We start from the raw sequence: 15,931 nt of genomic DNA, 5'->3' as shown, positions 1-15,931 counted from the left end.
GCCCGGCGCCACCTCAGAATCCCAGCGGGGTGTCGCCCAGCACCGGCTGCAGCTGGCTGCGGAACAGCGCCTGGATACGCTCCAGTGCTGCTTCGTCGTTGCCTTCGAAACGCAGCACCAGCACCGGCGTGGTGTTGGACGCGCGAACCAGGCCCCAGCCGTCGGCGAAGTCCACCCGCAGGCCGTCGATGGTCGACAGGCGGCCGCCGACATACGGGTTGTCAGGCGACTGCGCAGCGGCCACCAGCATCGCCACCAACGCATGCGGGGTGCCCTCGGCCACCGGCACCTTCAGCTCCGGCGTCGCCACCATTTCCGGCAGTTCGGCCAGCACTTCGTCCGGCGTTTCCTCGCGCTGGGCGAGGATCTCCAGCAGGCGCGCAGCGGCGTACAGGCCATCGTCGAAGCCGAACCAGCGTTCCTTGAAGAAGAAGTGGCCGCTCATCTCGCCCGCCAGTTCGGCGTCGGTCTCGCGCATCTTCGCCTTCATCAGCGAGTGCCCGGTCTTCCACATCAACGGACTGCCGCCGTTGCGCAGCACGTGATCGGACAACTTGCCGGTGCACTTCACGTCGTAGATCACCATCGCGCCCGGGTTGCGCATCAGCACATCGGCGGCGAACAGCATCAACAGGCGGTCGGCATAAATGATCTTGCCCTCACCGGTGACCACGCCAAGGCGATCGCCATCACCATCGAACGCCACGCCGAGATCGGCGCCAAAGCGCTTGACCGTCTGCACCAGGTCTTCCAGGTTGGCCGGTTCGCTGGGATCGGGGTGATGGTTGGGGAAGGTGCCATCGACATCGCAGTACAACGGAATGACTTCGGCGCCGATCGCTTCCAGCAGCTGCGGTGCGAAGGCACCCGCCACGCCGTTGCCTGCATCGGCGACGACCTTCAGTGGGCGGTCCAGCTGCACGTCATCGGCAATACGCTGGATGTAGTCGGCACTGACCTCGCGCTGCTGGTAGTCACCCGGTTCCGCAGCCTGGACCAGACGGCCTTCGACAATGCGCTGGTAGAGGTCGGTGATCGCATCACCAGACAAGGTCTCACCACCGATGACGATCTTGAAACCGTTGTAGTCCGGCGGATTGTGGCTGCCGGTGACCGCTACGCAGGTACCGGTGCGCAGATGGAAGGCGGCGAAATACACCACCGGGGTCGGCGCCAGGCCGATATCGATGACCGCACAGCCGGCACGCCGCAGGCCTTCGGCCAGCCCGGCTGACAGCTCGGGACCAGACAGGCGGCCATCACGGCCGATCACCACCTCGCGCAGGCCCTGCTCAAGGGCGACGGTGCCGATCGCCTGGCCGATCAGCGCGGCGGTGCGCGCGGTCAGCTCACTGCCGACCACGCCGCGGATGTCGTACGCACGGAAGATGCCTGCAGCCAGCTCCTCGGCGGGGACGGGTGGCGGCGGAGGCGGCGCCGCCTCGGACAGCGCCTCGCTGGGCAACGTCGGCGGGACCATCTGCAGGCTTTCACGCAGGGTCGGGCCGTGATCGGCGTCGGTCACTGCGCTGCGGCGGCTGGGCAGCGGCAGCGACGTCGGCAATCGGCCACGGCCTACCACCAGCAGTACCGCGATGAAAGCCAGCAGCAGGGCGACAATCGCGCTGGCGAGGGCTCCCAGCCCCAGCGGACCGGGTTCCACGTTGGGTACCCCGGCGGTCAGTCGCAGCGGGGTGCCGGCCACCGGGCGCGCCATTGCCTCGGCGCTCTCGGACAGGCCGCTATCACCCTGCGCCACGATGTTGTGCGCTCCCTGGCGCAGCGCCAGGAAACCATTGCCGGGGGCGCGTACCTGATCCAGCGGCGCGGTCAACCGCAGCAGCGGCTGGCGGACATAGACCACCGCCGGTCCGACGCCAGCCAGCTGTACCGGCGCGGCCAGACCCAGGCGGTTGCCGCCGCCATCGCGGATCACCCGCAGCGCCGGCTTGCCATCTGCCAGCGCCGATTCCAGCAGGGCCAGGCGTGCGTATCCAAAGGTGGCCGCATCGGCATAGCCTGCGGCCAGGTCAGCGCCCAGCACTTCCACTTGTTCGACGCCGGTCCAGCTTTCCCGCAGCGCCAGCGCGGCACCGGCCGCATCACCGGCCTGCAGCGCCTGCTGGACGCGGTCGCCCTTCAACTGCTGCTGCAGCTGCTGCAGCTGGCCGGCGGCAGCCTGCTGCAGCCCTTGCACGGCCTGGTCGCGCGCCTGTTCCAGCGCGTCCCCGCTGGCCGCCTGCCGCCACTGCTGTACCGCGCTCCAGCCGAACCAAGCGGCCAGCAGTACCAGCAGCACACCCAGCAATGGCGCGCTCCGTCCCAACGACTTTCCCCGCTGTGCTTCCCCGATGCCGCTCATCGATGTCCCCTGTCAACGCACCCCGGTATGGCCGAATCCACCCGTTCCCCGCACGCTGTCGGTGAAAGTATCCACCACCTGCAGGCTGACGCGGGCAATCGGCACGATCACCAACTGCGCGATGCGATCGCCCGGCTCGATGGTGAAGGCCTCGCGGCCACGGTTCCAGACACTGATCAGCAGCGGCCCCTGGTAGTCGGCGTCGATCAGGCCGGTGCCATTGCCAAGCACGATGCCATGGCGGTGGCCCAGGCCCGAACGCGGCAGGATCACCGCACACAGATGCGGGTCGGCGATATGGATGGCCAGCCCGCTGGGGACCAGTGCGGTATCGCCCGGCTGCAGGGTCAGCGCGGTTTCCAGCGCCGCGCGCAGATCCATGCCGGCGCTGGCTTCGGTGGCATAGGCCGGCAGCGGCCAGCTGTCGCCGAAGCGCGGGTCGAGCAGCTTGACCTGCAACGGTTGCGGGGAGAATCCGTGGGTGTTGTTTGCCTCGGTCATGCCTGAAGTCTCCGCGCGATCAGCGCCAGCAGTTGTTCGGCCAGCTCACGCTTGGAAGTAGCCGGGAATACCTGTTCGCCATCCTGCCAGAAGGCCGTGGCGGCGTTGTTGTCGCTTTCGAAACCACCGCCGCTGATGCCCACCTGGTTGGCGATCACCAGGTCCAGGCGCTTGTCGACCAGTTTGCCGCGCGCGTACTTCTCCACATCGTGGGTCTCGGCGGCAAAGCCGACCACCAGCTTCAACGACTGCGTCTGCGCGGCAACCTCGGCCAGGATGTCCGGGGTGCGCACCAGCTCGATCACCAGCGACTGGCTGTCGGCGGTCTTCTTCAACTTCTGCGCGGCGACCTGGCGCGGGGTGTAATCGGAAACGGCGGCAGCACCAATATAGATGTCGGCCGGCAGCGCATTCAGCACCGCTTCGCGCATCTGCGCGGCAGAGCGCACATCAATACGTTGCACGCCGGCCGGCGTCGGCAACTGCACCGGGCCACTGACCAGCACCACCTGGGCACCCAGCCCGGCGGCAGCGGCGGCCAGGGCGTAACCCATCTTGCCGCTGCTGCGGTTGCCCACATAACGCACCGGATCGATGTCTTCATAGGTCGGGCCAGCGCTGATCAGCAGGCGCAGGCCCTGCAGGGCGCGCGTTTCCGGTGCCGCTCCAGCAGCCGGTCCAGCGCTGCCGTTGGCAACCAGGGCGGCGACGATGTCGCCCGGTTCGGCCAAACGGCCAGGGCCGGACTCGCCTTCGGCCAGCGGCCCATCGACCGGACCGATCACCTGCGCGCCACGCTGGCGCAGCAAGGCGATATTGGCCTGGGTGGCCGGATGCAGCCACATCCGATGGTTCATCGCCGGGCACACGGTCAGCGGCGCGGTGCTGGCCAGGCACAAAGTGCTGACGAGGTCGTCGGCGTGGCCCTGGGCCAGGCGTGCCAGCAGATCGGCCGTGCCCGGCGCGATCACGATGCGATCGGCCCAGCGTGCCAGTTCAATGTGGCCCATGGCCTGTTCGGCAGCGCTGTCCCACAACGTGGTGCGGGTCGGCTGGCCGGAAAGGGCCTGGAAGCTGAGCGGCGTGACGAACTGCTGGGCGCCGGCCGTCATCGCCACCTGAACCAGCGCACCGGCATCACGCAGGCGCCGGACCAGTTCCAGGGCCTTGTACGCCGCGATCCCGCCGCCGACACACAAGAGCAGTTTCTGGCCTTCCAGCGCGCGGATCCGCGTCGGGGAAGCGTTGGGAGAATCAGCCACCTGGAATTCCTGTGCAAACGAGGGCGTTAGCTTACCCGAAGGCCAGCAACGTCCTGGTGCACGCAGCACATAGCGGGCGGCTATCAGCACATGGGCGGTGGTCCGGGGAGCTTTCCGCGTTTGCGGCACGCCGTTTCGGAACTTTCCTATACCTCTTCCCGTCCACGCTTTGCAGAATCGTCACTGGCCACCCTGGTGTGCCGTTCGATTTCCGAGGAGTTTCCCGTGCAACCGCGCATCATCATTGCCGACGACCATCCGGTCGTCCTGCACGGCATCCGAATCGTGCTTGAGCGTCACCAGATGGATGTAGCTGGAGCCGCCGCTGACGGCGCCGGGCTGCTGCAGCTGCTGGTACAGGAGCCCTGCCATGCCGTACTCACCGACCTGTCCATGCCCGGACCCGGCCCGGATGGTCCCGAACTGCTGGCCGTGCTGCGCGAACGCCACCCCGGCCTTCCCGTGGTGGTGCTGACCGGGGCCAGGCACCCGGGGCTGCTCGATGGCCTGCTACGCGATGGCGTACACGGCCTGGTCGACAAGAGCGCCGACTTCCCCGAGCTGGCCCAGGCTCTGCATGCGGCCATGGCAGGCCAGGTATTCGTCTCCCATCACCTGCGGCGCCACCTGCAGGCGCGCGATCTGCTGTTTCCGCACCCGCCGGCCGCGTTGTCGACACGCGAACTGGAAGTGCTTCAACTGCTGACCGACGGCCTGAGCATCAATGCCATCGCCGACCGCAGCGGGCGCAGCCCGAAGACGATCAGCCGGCAGAAAGCCGAAGCCATGCGCAAACTGGGCCTGCAGACGAACCAGGAGCTCTACGACTACCTGCAGACCCGCCGCGACTGAGGACTTGACCGACCCACGGGCACGGCAAGGGCTTATGGGGCCGGCCGGCGAGGATCGCCATGATGGGAGCCATGCCCATCCATGAATGGCCCGAAGAAGAGCGCCCCCGCGAGAAGCTGCTGGCCCGGGGTCCCGCGTCACTGTCCGACGCCGAACTGCTGGCCCTGTTCCTGGGTTCCGGCATTGGCGGCCGGGACGCGGTACAGACTGCGCGCGACCTGTTGCTCGCCCACGGTCCACTGCGGGTGCTGCTGGACCGCCCCGCCCGCGAACTGTCGAGACTTCCCGGTTTGGGGCCGGCGCGCAGCTGCACGCTGGCTGCGGGGCTGGAACTGGCCCACCGCTATCTGGCCGCTGAACTGCAGCAGGGCGAAGCCGTCGGCGACAACCCTGCCGCCGTCGGCCGCTACCTGCAGCACCGCCTGCGCGGGCAGGCACGCGAACTGTTCGTGGTGCTGTTCCTGGACAACCGCCACCGCCTGATCGCCTGCGAGGAACTATTCGCCGGAACGATAAACGCAGCCCCGGTCTATCCCCGCGAAGTGGTGCGCAGAGCGCTGCTGCACAACGCCGCCGCGGTCATCCTCAGCCATAACCATCCCTCCGGCGACCCGGAACCGTCGGCGGCCGACGCGCAGATCACCGAGGAGCTGCAACGGGCCCTCGCACTGGTCGACGTCCGCCTGCTGGACCACTTCGTGGTGGGCGAGGGGCGTCCCGTTTCGTTTGCTGAACGGGGTCTTCTACCGCCGCTTCGAGCCCGACCGATGCGATGAGCCCCGCAGCAGCAGACGGCTCCGCGTGCCCTGGCAGGCAGGCCTCGGTCAGCGTTGCGGCCGGCATCTGCGCTAAAATGGGCGATTCCGCCGCTCATTCTCACAGCAGGCCTCGTGAAAAATCTCCTCCGCGCCCTGATCAGCCAAGGCATCGAAGCCTTGCGCGCCAATGGCACCCTGCCCATCGACTCCCTGCCGCCGGACTTCGTGGTCGAGCGCCCGAAGACCCGCGACCATGGCGACTTCGCTACCAACGCCGCGATGCTGCTGGCCAAAGCCGCGCGCAGCAATCCGCGCGCATTGGCACAGGCGCTTGTCGAGGCGCTGCCGCGCAGCGAAGACGTCAGCAAGGTCGAGATCGCCGGCCCGGGCTTCATCAATTTCCACCTGGCACCGGCCGCGTACCAGCGTGAAGCCGTCACCGTGATCAAGGAAGGCGCCGACTACGGCCGCAACCTGTCCGGCAATGGCCGCACGGTGGGCGTGGAGTATGTGTCGGCCAACCCGACCGGTCCGCTGCATGTCGGCCACGGCCGCGCAGCGGCCATCGGCGACTGCGTGGCACGCGTGCTCGATGCCAACGGCTGGAATGCCAAGCGCGAGTTCTACTACAACGATGCGGGCGTGCAGATCGAGAACCTGGCGCTGTCGACCCAGGCCCGCGTGAAGGGCATTGCCCCGGACCAGGAAGGCTGGCCGGAAGGCGGCTACCGTGGCGACTACATCGCCGACGTGGCCCGTGCCTACATGTCCGGCGCCAGCGTCGACCTGGAAGGCACCCTGGTGGTCGGCGCCAAGGACCCGGACGACCTGCAGGCGATCCGCCGCTTCGCCGTGGCCTACCTGCGCAACGAGCAGAACCTGGACCTGGCCGCGTTCGGCGTGGATTTCGACATCTACTTCCTGGAAAGCTCGCTGTACGCCGATGGCAAGGTAGCCGAGGCGGTGGCCAAGCTGCAGGCGTCGGGCCATACCTATGAGGAAGGCGGCGCGCTGTGGCTGCGCAGCACCGACTTCGGTGACGACAAGGACCGCGTGATGCGCAAGTCCGACGGCACCTTCACCTACTTCGTGCCGGACGTGGCCTACCACCTGTCGAAGTGGCAGCGCGGCTACGAGCGCGCGATCACCGAGCTGGGCGCGGACCACCACGGTTCACTGGCGCGCGTGCGTGCCGGCCTGCAGGCCATGGAAGTGGGCATCCCGCAGGGCTGGCCGGAATACGTGCTGCACCAGATGGTCACCGTCATGCGCGGCGGCGAGGAAGTGAAGCTGTCCAAGCGTGCCGGCAGCTACTTCACCCTGCGCGACCTCATCGAAGAAGCCGGCCGCGACGCGACCCGCTGGTTCCTGATCGCACGCAAGCCCGATTCACAGCTGACCTTCGACATCGACCTGGCCCGTCAGCAGAGCAACGACAACCCGGTGTTCTACGTGCAGTACGCACATGCCCGTGTCTGCAGCCTGCTGCGCCAGGCGCAGGAGAAGGGTCTGGTCTACGAACAGGGCACCGGCCTGTCCAATCTGGGCCGCCTGGCCGATGACGCATCGCTGGCCCTGATGAACGAGATCTCGCGTTATCCGGAAGTGGTGGAAGCGGCCGGCGTGGCGCTGGAACCGCACCAGGTCGCGCAGTACCTGCGCGAATTGGCGCACGCGTTCCACACGTGGTATCACGGGACACCGGTGCTGGTGGATGACGCGACCGATCGCAATGCCAAGTTGACCCTGGCCTGCGCGGCGCGCCAGGTACTGGCCAATGGCCTCGACCTCCTGGGCGTTTCCGCCCCGGAAAAAATGTAAGTCTCAGGAGACGCAGTAGACATGGCAGCACGACGCGGCAAGACACAGGCTCGGCGCAACAGCAGCCAAGGCACGCCCGGATGGGTGTGGCTGGTTGCCGGCGTGGCGATCGCCGCCGTGGTGTTCCTGGCGGCGCCGAACCTGTTCAAGGGCGAGGGCGATGGCTTCCTGCGCGCCGGTCCGCAGCCGAACCCGAACGCGCAGCCGGCGCCGGTCGCCGATGGCGAAAGCGATGTCGGCACCCAGCCGGCTGCACAGCCGGCCACGCCGAAGCCGACTGAGCCGGAAAAGCCGGCGGCCACCCAGTACGATTTCTACACCCTGCTGCCTGGCAAGGAAGTGGAGATGTCCGACGCCGAACTGGCCGCCAGCGCGCGCGCCGAGGAACAGCGCCGGAGCAAGGCCGAAGCGCAGCGCGCGCAGGCAGCACTGGAAGGCAAGCCGGTGCCGGCGGTTGCGGCCACGGCACCTGCGGCGACTGCAAGCGTTGCCAGCACCGCCCCGGTGACCGCCACCAGCCGTCCGCTGCCGACGCCGGTGAGTGAACGTCCGACGACCGCCACGCCAGCGGCCGCCACCACCGCGCCGACCAGCGCCAGCACCGTTGCCGCCGCTCCTGCGGCACGCAGCGAGACCGCGCCGGCCGCCGCAAGCACTGCAGCAGCCCCGGCACCGGCCGACAACGCCCGCTACATCCTGCAGGCCGGTGCGTTCGGCGCGTCCGGCGATGCCGAAGCGACCAAGGCCAAGCTGGCGATGATGGGCCTGGCAGCACGCGTGGAGTCGGCGCAGATCAACGGCAAGACCGTGTACCGCGTACGCATGGGGCCCTATGGCACCGCCGGTGAGCTTTCCGAAGCCAAGCAGAAGCTGGATGGCACCGGCCTGCAGGCGATGGCGATCAAGGCGCAGTAAGCGTGCGGGCTTAATGAAAAAAGCCGGGCATTGCCCGGCTTTTTTTTTGCCCGTGCAGCGCCGGGCTCGACGCTGCAGACAGCGGATCAGCTCTCGCGGGCAACCTGGAAACCGGCGAACGACTGGCTGACCGGCATCAGTTCCAGGCGATTGATGTTCAGGTGCGGGGGCAGGCTCGCCACCCAGAAGATCTGCTCGGCGATGTCTTCGGCGGTCATCGGGTTGGCGCCGGTGTACAGCTTGTCGGACGCAACCTGGTCGCCATGGGTGCGAACCACGGTGAACTCGGTTTCGGCCATGCCCGGTTCGATGGTGGTCACGCGTACACCGGTACCGTGCAGGTCCGAACGCAGGCCCAGCGAGAACTGGCTGACGAACGCCTTGGTGCCGCCATAGGCATTGCCGCCCGGATACGGATAGACACCGGCCACCGACGAAATGTTGATGATGGCGCCCTTGCGCTCCACCAGCTGCGGCAACAGGCGATGGGTCAGGGTGACCAGCGCGGTGATGTTGGTGTCGATCATCGTCGTCCAGTCCTTCAGGCTGGCGCTCTGCGCCGGCGCGGTGCCCTGGGCGAGACCGGCATTGTTGACCAGCAGGTCGATGTCGCCGAAAGCCGGCGGCAGCGCCAGCAGTGCCGCTTCCATCGCGACCGGATCACGCACGTCGAACACGGCCGCGTGCACCACATCCTTGCCATAACGCTCGACCAGCGGCTGCAGGCGTTCGCTGCGACGGCCGGTGGCGATCACTTTCCATCCCGCCTGGGCGAAGCGGTGTACGGCAGCGGCGCCGAAGCCGGAAGTGGCACCGGTAATCAGGACGGTTCGGGTCATCAGACAACTCCGTGGGAAACCAGACCGCCATTCTGGCACCGTCGGTCCACGGCTGCGTCGCCTGATCGGCCCGCTGCGATGCGCGCGGTCAGCGCAGGCGGAACACGCGTGCCTTCGGCAGGTCTTCGTCGACCTGCAGGAACCAGCGTCCGGCGATACCCGGAATCACCTCGATCTGCGGTGCCTGCAGGGTCTTGCGCAGCTTCATCTGGCCCTTCATCACCTGCCACTGCTGGCCGTTGTCGAGGGTGAACACCGTGCCCGGCTCCCAGCCGGCAACGTCGCCGACCACGCGGGCGCTGACCGGGCCCTCTTCCAGGCCCAGGTGCATCGCCGCCGGGGCGGGAACGTTGGCCGGCAACGGCGCGCCGGTGCTCGCGGCGACGGGCGCCCGGGCGGGGGCAGGCATCGACGCCTCGGCCTCGCGCAGCACACGGTTCAGGGTCTGCAGCTGGGTCGCGTCCAGGCCCACTTCGGCCAGCTGGGCCGCGCTGAGACGCTGCTCCACGGGCACGAAACGGTCCTGGGCGGTGGCGGCGAAGCTGCTGGCGACCAGCAGAATGGAGAGAAGGTACCGGCGCATCAGAGGGAATCCCTGCAGAACAGCGCTCACGATGCTGCAATCCGGTGACAGTCCGGTTACAGCCGCAGGGCCGGTACAATGGGCCATGATCAATAATGATGTACTGCGCAGCGTGCGCTACTCCCTGGACCTCGGCGACCACCACGTGGTCACCCTGTGCCAGATGGCCGATCCGGCGTTCGAAGTGGATGTCGACCAGGCCAAGGCCTGGCTGCTGCGTGAAGACGAGCCGGGTTTCCAGCCGATGAGCGACAGTGCGCTGGCGCACTTCCTCGATGGCCTGATCCTGCACCTGCGCGGTCACGATGAGGGCCAGGCGCCGCGCGCGGTGGAAACCCGCATCGACAACAACCTGGTGTTGAAGAAGCTGCGCGTGGCCTTCCAGCTGCGCGATGTCGACATGATGGAGATCTTCACCAGCATCGGCTTCAACGTCTCCAAATCCGAACTCGGCGCGCTGTTCCGCCAGCCCGGCCACAAGAACTATCGGCGCTGCCTGGACCAGATGCTGCGCAACTTCCTCAAGGGCCTGAGCCTGCGCCTGCGCGGCTGAGAACGGCATCGACGAAGGCGCGTGCGGCCGGCGTCGGCAGGCGCTGCCAGACCAGATGTACGCGCCGGGTCGGGGTCGGTTGCAGCGGCACCTGCACCACCCCTTTGAAACCGTCGGCGATCAGCACCGGCACGATGCCCACCGCCAGGCCGTGGCGGACGAAGCGCTCGACCAGTTCCATCAGGTTGACCTCGAAACGCACCTGATGCGGCAGGCCCGCTGCGGCGAACGCATCATCGGTCTGCCGGCGCGCGCCGGTCCCCCGCGGGAAATCGACCAGGGCCTCATCCTGCAGCGCCGCCAACGGCAGCCGCTGGCGCGTGGCCAGCCGATGCTGCGGCGCCAGCACGGCCACCAGATCCTCTTCCTGCAGCATCTGGTGGCAGACGCCCTCAAGATCGGCCGACGGCGCCAGCCCCACCAGCGCCACGTCCAGTGCACGCGACTGCACCTGCTCCAGCAGGGTCTCGCTCTTGTCCACCCGCAACTGGAATTCGACCTGCGGGTGCTGCTGCTGGAAGGCAGCCAGCATGGCCACCACGTCGACGCCGGTCAGCGACGAGATCTGCCCGATCGCCAGCAGGCCGCGCACTTCACCACTGACGGCAGCGACGTCGGCACGCAGGTGGCGCAGGCTGGCCAGCACCTGCCGGGCGTGCACCAGCAACGCTTCGCCCGCGGCCGTAGCGCGCACCTGGCGCGGCAGCCGCTCGAACAACGTCGTGCCCAGCTCCTGCTCCAGATGGGCGATCTGGTGGCTCAAGGCCGACTGCACGACGTGGCAGCGCGCGGCCGCACGGGTGAAGTTGCCCTCTTCAGCCAGGGCCACGGCGAACTCAAGCTGCTTGAGGTTCACACCGGCATCTCAATTTCAGATGACAGGGATGATGATGATTCATTTCCATCATGACCGCAGCAGGCAGACACTGTGTTGCCCTGCTTCACGGAACATCGCGTGTCTCCTTCCCTTCCTCCCCTGCAGCGCTGGCAGATCCTGTTGATGTCGGTCGCCACCGGCGTCGCGGTGGCCAGCAATTACTACGCGCAGCCGTTGCTGCATACCATCGCCGATGCCTTCGGCGTGCCTTTCGGCCAGGTCGGCATGGTGGTGACCGCTGCGCAGTTAAGCTACGCAGCTGGCCTGATCCTGCTGGTGCCGTTGGGTGATCTGTTCGAGCGCCGCCGGCTGATCGTGGTGATGACCTTGTTGTCAGCCAGCGGACTGGTGATCAGCGCGTGCGCGCCGTCGTTGCCATGGCTGCTGGCCGGTACCGCGATCACCGGGTTGTTCTCGGTGGTGGCGCAGGTACTGGTGCCGTTCGCCGCCACCCTGGCCGCACCGGAGCATCGCGGCCGCGTGGTCGGCACGCTGATGAGCGGGCTGCTGCTGGGCATCCTGCTGGCACGCACCGTGGCCGGGCTGCTGTCGAGCCTGGGCGACTGGCGCCTGGTCTACGCGATCGCTGCAGGTACGCTGGTGCTGACCGCACTGGCCCTGCAGCGCGGCCTGCCGCGTTTCCACCACACTGCCGGGCTCGGCTACTTCGCGTTGCTGCGCTCGATCGGCACGCTGTTCCTGCAGGAACCGGTGCTGCGCCAACGCACACTGCTCGGCGCGTGCAGCTTTGCGATGTTCGCGATCTTCTGGACGCCACTGGCATTCCTGCTGGCGCAGCCGCCGTATGCCTACAGCGACGCCACCATCGGCCTGTTCGGGCTGGTCGGTGCCGCCGGTACGCTGGCCGCCGGCCTGGCCGGGCGCATGTCGGATCGTGGCCAGACCGGCCGGGCCACGGCCATTGCGCTGGTGCTGTTGCTGCTGTCCTGGCTGCCTCTGGGATTGTCGGCGCATTCGCTGCTGGCACTGCTGGTCGGCGTGGTGGTGCTGGACCTGGCCGCGCAGCTGCTGCATGTCAGCAACCAGAACCTGATCTACGCACTGCAGCCGGAGGCACGCAACCGCCTCAATGCCGGTTACATGACCGGCTATTTCATCGGTGGCTCGCTGGGCTCGCTGCTGTCGGCGCAGGTCTACCAGCGTTTCGGCTGGACCGGCGTGTGCGTGGCCGGTACCGCGGTGGCGGTACTGGCCCTGCTGGTGTGGCTGCCCAGTGCCTGGCGCACACGCCAGGCGGCATCGGCCGACTAGAAGCTGCCCTGCAGCGCCAGTTCCCAGCGTCCACCGGCATTGCCCGGGAACAGCCGCTTGGCGGCGCTGTCGGTGTCATGCACGGTGGCGCGCAGTTCCCAGGCCGGCGTCAGCGTGGCGATGGCACTGAGCTGGCCATGCAGGTAGTCCGGCCCCTGCGCGGTAGCCAGCCAGTACTGCCCCACCGCCGCTTCCAACCGCACGCGCTCGCTCAACGGCACCCGCACGCCCAGCTGCGCGTAGGTGCCGCGACGGCCGCCGGCCAGCGCATCGTTGGAGTGGGCAACCTGCAGCCAGGCCCGTTGCTTCCAGGTGGTGGTGACATTGAGTTCGGTCCAGTCCAGTGCGCGGCCGGTGCCCGGATAGGCATACCGGGTGAGGTTCGCATCCAGGCTCCAGTCCGGCGACAGCGCGCCCGACCAGCCGGCGACGAGATCGAACTCGCTGCGTGCCCCGCTGTCCGGCGTGAACGAGACATTCGAGCCCCAGGCGCTGGCATACCAACCCGAACCCACCGTCACCTTTGCCCCCACCTGCGCGGCCGGATCGCCCTCGCTCTGCGAGCTGCCGCGCCAGACATAGTCGCTGGTCAATGCCGCCGTGCCACTCACCTGCACCTGCGCCTGCACGCTGCCGGCGCACAGCAGCCCCGCCAGTGCGGCCGCGCTGGCCACGATCATCCCCTTGCTCTTCACTGCACTCACTTCCTCGTCGAAGGCGGTCTGTCCGCCGGGACGGCAGTGTCGATGGCATGGCCGTAACGGTTCGATGGCGATGCTGCCGTGCCAGCGCAAATTCAGCGTAAATCCGCGCTACGGTGAGCGCGGTATCATGCGGGCCTATTTCCAGGAACCAACCACGTGGACGCCATCCTGACCCCGGTATCGATCGGCGAGCTGATCGACAAGATCACCATTCTCGAGATCAAGGCCGAGCGCATCGACGATGCGACCAAGCTGGCCAACGTGCGCACCGAGCTTGACGGCCTGCTGCCGCTGCTGCAGCAGCAGCTTGACGCGCAGCCGGCACTGGCCGCGATGAAGACGCAGCTGAAGGCCATCAACGAGCGCATGTGGGAGATCCAGGACCAGCTGCGCGACAAGGAAGCGGCGCAGGTGTTCGACGAAGCGTTCATCCAGCTGGCGCGCGGCGTGTACGGCACCAACGGCGAACGCGTGCAGGTGAAGAACGAGATCAACCGCGTCGCCGGTTCGGCGCTGGTGGAAGAAAAGCAGTACCAGGGCGAGTAGACCGCTCAGCCGCATTCAAGCAGGTGGCGGATGCGGAACAGCTCGCCATCGCTGTGGATGCCGAGCTTCCGGTAGGCCGTGCGCTTCTGCGTGCTGACAGTGCTGGCCGAACGGCCGAACCGCAATGCGACTTCAGCGGTACTGCAGCCCTGCAGGACCAGCCTGAGTACCTCGCGCTCGCGCCGGCTCAACGGCGCCAGCACGGGTGCCGGCGTGCGCCGCATGCGCGGCCTGTTCAATTGCGCGCGCAATTCCGGTGGCACGAAGCGCCTTCCACTTGCCACGACATCGACCGCGCGCAACAACATCTCTGCCGATGTCGCCTTGGACAGGAATCCGCGCGCACCGGCCTGCATTGCCGTGGTAACCGTGCTGGCGTTGCAATGCCCGGACAGCACCAGCACCGGCAGCAGCGGCCAGCGCTGCGACAGCCTGCGTAGCAGGGCCAGCCCATCACCGGCATCGCCGGGCAGCAGTGCATCGATCAACAGCAGGTCGATGCCGCCCGGGTTGCGTTGCAGCAGGTCCAGCAGCGCGCGTTCGTCGGCAACGCTGCCGCAGACCTGCACGCCGCCGTGCTGGCGCAGCACCACTTCCACGCCCAATCGCAGTACCGGATGCGGGGCCAGCAGTGCCAGGCGGCAAGGCTGGTCAGGGAGCAGAGCGGGAACGACAAGCGGCATTGCGGCAGATCCGGATGTGCGGAAAGCCCACCGTAGGTCGGGATCGCAGGCAGCGGAATCCAATTTATTGCAACGCAACATCTTTCCGCACCGGGCAGTCAGATGGCGTTCCAGTTCCCCACAACGAAACAGGCCCGGCATGAGCCGGGCCTGTCGAGGCACAAGCAGCGCAGGACTGCGCCGCGGTGCGATTACCAGCTGAAGCGCGGGCCGACGGTGTATTCCTTGTCGCCGTGGCGGTTCATCTTCAGCTCGCCGTTCAGGCCCCAGTTCTGGTTCAGCTTGACCTGACCACCCAGACGGCCGTACCACTGGCTGTCGATGTCGACGCCGTGCTTCTTCGAATAATCTTCGTAACCGACCAGGCCGTAGACCTCAGCGTGGGCACCGAACGCGGTACGGATACCGGCTTCAGCGCTGTAGCCGTTGAAATCCAGGCCGTGCTTCTGGTCGAACTTCTGGTAGGCGACGCGGGCAACGAAGTCGGTCGACGGAGCGATTTCGACGTTGTAGCCGGCACCGACCTTCCACTGGTCAACCTTGATGTTGGTGTGGTCGACTTCCTGACGGCTGTACTCGCCGAAAGCGTGGAAGTTCGGCAGGAAGCCGTAGGAACCCTTCACGCCCCAGCCATCAGCCTTGATGCCGTCAACGTCGGTCTTGGCGTAGTCGGCCTCGGCGTAGTTGTAGGACAGGTTCTCGGCGGCCGAAGCGGTGAACGGCAGGGCAGCGGCCAGAGCCAGAGCAATCAGCGAATTCTTCATGGGGGTACACCTTTACTTTCTTATGGTGTGCAGCAGCGCCAGGGCGCCATCGCATCGGGAATGTAAATTCTCCGTTATTCGCCACAACGCTCCCTGAAAACAGCGATCTTCGCATTGCTGAATTTTTTGCATTGATTCAGCAAGGTTCAGGCATACGCGCGCGGTACGCGCACGCGCTTCGATATCAACGAGACGGCAGCCGATGTCGATTTGCCGCACCGTGAAGCGTCGACTCAATGAAGGCCGTGCACCTGGCACGGTCCATTCCGGAGGCAAGCGATGAGCTACATCGATGGTTTCGTACTGGCGGTGCCGACCGCCAACAAGGAGAAATTCCTCGCCCACGCCCGTACCGGCGACGTGGTGTTCCTGGAATATGGAGCACTGCGCGTGGTCGAGTGCTGGGGCGATGACGTGCCGCACGGCAAGACCACCGACTTCTTCGGCGCGGTGAAAGCCACGGCGGAGGAAACAGTGGTGTTTTCCTGGATCGAGTGGCCGGACAAGGCCACCCGCGATGCAGGCATGCAGAAAATGATGGAAGACCCGCGGTTGGACCCGTCGAAGAATCCCATGCCATTCGACGGTGCACGGATGATCTACGGCGGATTCGAACCGATCTTCGAACTCAAGCGCTGA

At 67.0% G+C, this 15,931-nt stretch carries 17 protein-coding genes; 8 read left to right on the top strand and 9 right to left on the bottom strand.

Annotated features, from left to right (window positions below; translation table 11 throughout):
* Positions 1–13: 13 nt before the first annotated feature.
* The 3 genes from AC07UW_RS13040 to coaBC are packed head-to-tail and all read right to left on the bottom strand — an operon-like array spanning position 14 to position 4,125.
* Positions 14–2,362: a phosphomannomutase/phosphoglucomutase gene (locus AC07UW_RS13040; protein ID WP_495212191.1), complete on the bottom strand. Its 2,349-nt coding sequence runs from the start codon at positions 2,360–2,362 to the stop codon at positions 14–16.
* Positions 2,363–2,374: 12 nt separating this feature from the next.
* Complete coding sequence (dut, locus tag AC07UW_RS13035; RefSeq protein WP_336023804.1) at positions 2,375–2,863, bottom strand: dUTP diphosphatase; 489 nt, start codon at positions 2,861–2,863, stop codon at positions 2,375–2,377.
* On the bottom strand, positions 2,860–4,125 hold the full coding sequence (gene coaBC / locus AC07UW_RS13030; RefSeq protein ID WP_313251261.1) for a bifunctional phosphopantothenoylcysteine decarboxylase/phosphopantothenate--cysteine ligase CoaBC: 1,266 nt from the start codon (positions 4,123–4,125) through the stop codon (positions 2,860–2,862). The genes dut and coaBC overlap by 4 nt, the downstream gene beginning before the upstream one ends.
* A 225-nt stretch (positions 4,126–4,350) precedes the next feature.
* Here coaBC and AC07UW_RS13025 point away from each other — a divergent pair, with 225 nt between their 5' ends.
* The 4 genes from AC07UW_RS13025 to AC07UW_RS13010 all read left to right on the top strand — a co-directional run bounded on the left by AC07UW_RS13025 (position 4,351) and on the right by AC07UW_RS13010 (position 8,471).
* On the top strand, positions 4,351–4,977 hold the full coding sequence (locus AC07UW_RS13025) for a response regulator transcription factor (protein WP_313251263.1): 627 nt from the start codon (positions 4,351–4,353) through the stop codon (positions 4,975–4,977).
* Between the two features lie 71 nt (positions 4,978–5,048).
* Positions 5,049–5,753 (top strand): RadC family protein, encoded by a 705-nt coding sequence (gene radC / locus AC07UW_RS13020; protein WP_223497527.1) that lies wholly within the window; start codon positions 5,049–5,051, stop codon positions 5,751–5,753.
* Positions 5,754–5,867: 114 nt separating this feature from the next.
* The gene (argS, locus tag AC07UW_RS13015) at positions 5,868–7,556 is read left to right on the top strand and encodes an arginine--tRNA ligase (protein WP_495212190.1); all 1,689 of its coding nucleotides are present in this window, start codon (positions 5,868–5,870) and stop codon (positions 7,554–7,556) included.
* 21 nt (positions 7,557–7,577) lie between these two features.
* A complete protein-coding gene (locus AC07UW_RS13010) occupies positions 7,578–8,471 on the top strand; it encodes an SPOR domain-containing protein (RefSeq protein ID WP_223497525.1) in 894 nt (297 codons plus the stop codon).
* Between the two features lie 86 nt (positions 8,472–8,557).
* On the opposite strand, the gene AC07UW_RS13005 is transcribed toward AC07UW_RS13010, so the two are convergent.
* Together AC07UW_RS13005 and AC07UW_RS13000 are read right to left on the bottom strand one after the other, a co-directional pair.
* Positions 8,558–9,310 carry an SDR family NAD(P)-dependent oxidoreductase gene (locus tag AC07UW_RS13005; protein WP_313251600.1) on the bottom strand — a complete coding sequence of 251 codons (753 nt, stop codon included), beginning with the start codon at positions 9,308–9,310 and terminating at the stop codon, positions 8,558–8,560.
* Between the two features lie 88 nt (positions 9,311–9,398).
* The gene (locus tag AC07UW_RS13000; RefSeq protein ID WP_495212189.1) at positions 9,399–9,893 is read right to left on the bottom strand and encodes a hypothetical protein; all 495 of its coding nucleotides are present in this window, start codon (positions 9,891–9,893) and stop codon (positions 9,399–9,401) included.
* A gap of 85 nt (positions 9,894–9,978) precedes the next feature.
* Here AC07UW_RS13000 and AC07UW_RS12995 point away from each other — a divergent pair, with 85 nt between their 5' ends.
* Positions 9,979–10,446, top strand: a complete 468-nt coding sequence (locus AC07UW_RS12995) for a YehS family protein (RefSeq protein ID WP_033832824.1) — start codon at positions 9,979–9,981, stop codon at positions 10,444–10,446.
* On the opposite strand, the gene AC07UW_RS12990 is transcribed toward AC07UW_RS12995, so the two are convergent.
* Entirely contained in the window at positions 10,415–11,302 is an 888-nt protein-coding gene (locus tag AC07UW_RS12990; protein WP_363734347.1) for a LysR family transcriptional regulator, read from the bottom strand. The two genes, AC07UW_RS12995 and AC07UW_RS12990, sit on opposite strands and share 32 nt — an antisense overlap.
* A 144-nt stretch (positions 11,303–11,446) precedes the next feature.
* Between AC07UW_RS12990 and AC07UW_RS12985 the strand changes: the two genes are divergently transcribed.
* A complete protein-coding gene (locus AC07UW_RS12985; RefSeq protein ID WP_495212200.1) occupies positions 11,447–12,595 on the top strand; it encodes an MFS transporter in 1,149 nt (382 codons plus the stop codon).
* On the opposite strand, the gene AC07UW_RS12980 is transcribed toward AC07UW_RS12985, so the two are convergent.
* A complete protein-coding gene (locus AC07UW_RS12980; RefSeq protein ID WP_495212188.1) occupies positions 12,592–13,290 on the bottom strand; it encodes a TorF family putative porin in 699 nt (232 codons plus the stop codon). The genes AC07UW_RS12985 and AC07UW_RS12980 overlap by 4 nt on opposite strands.
* Positions 13,291–13,455: 165 nt before the next feature.
* Between AC07UW_RS12980 and AC07UW_RS12975 the strand changes: the two genes are divergently transcribed.
* Positions 13,456–13,845 (top strand): DUF6165 family protein, encoded by a 390-nt coding sequence (locus AC07UW_RS12975; protein ID WP_223497520.1) that lies wholly within the window; start codon positions 13,456–13,458, stop codon positions 13,843–13,845.
* Between the two features lie 5 nt (positions 13,846–13,850).
* On the opposite strand, the gene AC07UW_RS12970 is transcribed toward AC07UW_RS12975, so the two are convergent.
* A complete protein-coding gene (locus tag AC07UW_RS12970; protein ID WP_495212187.1) occupies positions 13,851–14,528 on the bottom strand; it encodes a response regulator in 678 nt (225 codons plus the stop codon).
* A 191-nt stretch (positions 14,529–14,719) separates the two neighbouring features.
* Complete coding sequence (locus AC07UW_RS12965) at positions 14,720–15,292, bottom strand: OmpO family porin (protein WP_025878364.1); 573 nt, start codon at positions 15,290–15,292, stop codon at positions 14,720–14,722.
* A gap of 279 nt (positions 15,293–15,571) precedes the next feature.
* On the opposite strand from AC07UW_RS12965, the gene AC07UW_RS12960 reads away from it, so the two are divergent.
* Complete coding sequence (locus tag AC07UW_RS12960; RefSeq protein WP_223497518.1) at positions 15,572–15,931, top strand: DUF1428 domain-containing protein; 360 nt, start codon at positions 15,572–15,574, stop codon at positions 15,929–15,931.

This window comes from Stenotrophomonas sp. GW821-FHT02D01 (assembly GCF_059421765.1).
This window is presented reverse-complemented; position numbering and strand designations above follow the sequence as displayed.

Coding starts and splice junctions, on each gene's coding strand:
- AC07UW_RS13040 (WP_495212191.1), bottom strand. CDS start 2,362: ATGAGCGGCATCGGGGAAGCACAGCGGGGAAAGTCGTTGGGACGGAGC.
- dut (WP_336023804.1), bottom strand. CDS start 2,863: ATGACCGAGGCAAACAACACCCACGGATTCTCCCCGCAACCGTTGCAG.
- radC (WP_223497527.1), top strand. CDS start 5,049: ATGCCCATCCATGAATGGCCCGAAGAAGAGCGCCCCCGCGAGAAGCTG.
- AC07UW_RS13010 (WP_223497525.1), top strand. CDS start 7,578: ATGGCAGCACGACGCGGCAAGACACAGGCTCGGCGCAACAGCAGCCAA.
- AC07UW_RS13005 (WP_313251600.1), bottom strand. CDS start 9,310: ATGACCCGAACCGTCCTGATTACCGGTGCCACTTCCGGCTTCGGCGCC.
- AC07UW_RS13000 (WP_495212189.1), bottom strand. CDS start 9,893: ATGCGCCGGTACCTTCTCTCCATTCTGCTGGTCGCCAGCAGCTTCGCC.
- AC07UW_RS12995 (WP_033832824.1), top strand. CDS start 9,979: ATGATCAATAATGATGTACTGCGCAGCGTGCGCTACTCCCTGGACCTC.
- AC07UW_RS12985 (WP_495212200.1), top strand. CDS start 11,447: ATGTCGGTCGCCACCGGCGTCGCGGTGGCCAGCAATTACTACGCGCAG.
- AC07UW_RS12970 (WP_495212187.1), bottom strand. CDS start 14,528: ATGCCGCTTGTCGTTCCCGCTCTGCTCCCTGACCAGCCTTGCCGCCTG.
- AC07UW_RS12965 (WP_025878364.1), bottom strand. CDS start 15,292: ATGAAGAATTCGCTGATTGCTCTGGCTCTGGCCGCTGCCCTGCCGTTC.
- AC07UW_RS12960 (WP_223497518.1), top strand. CDS start 15,572: ATGAGCTACATCGATGGTTTCGTACTGGCGGTGCCGACCGCCAACAAG.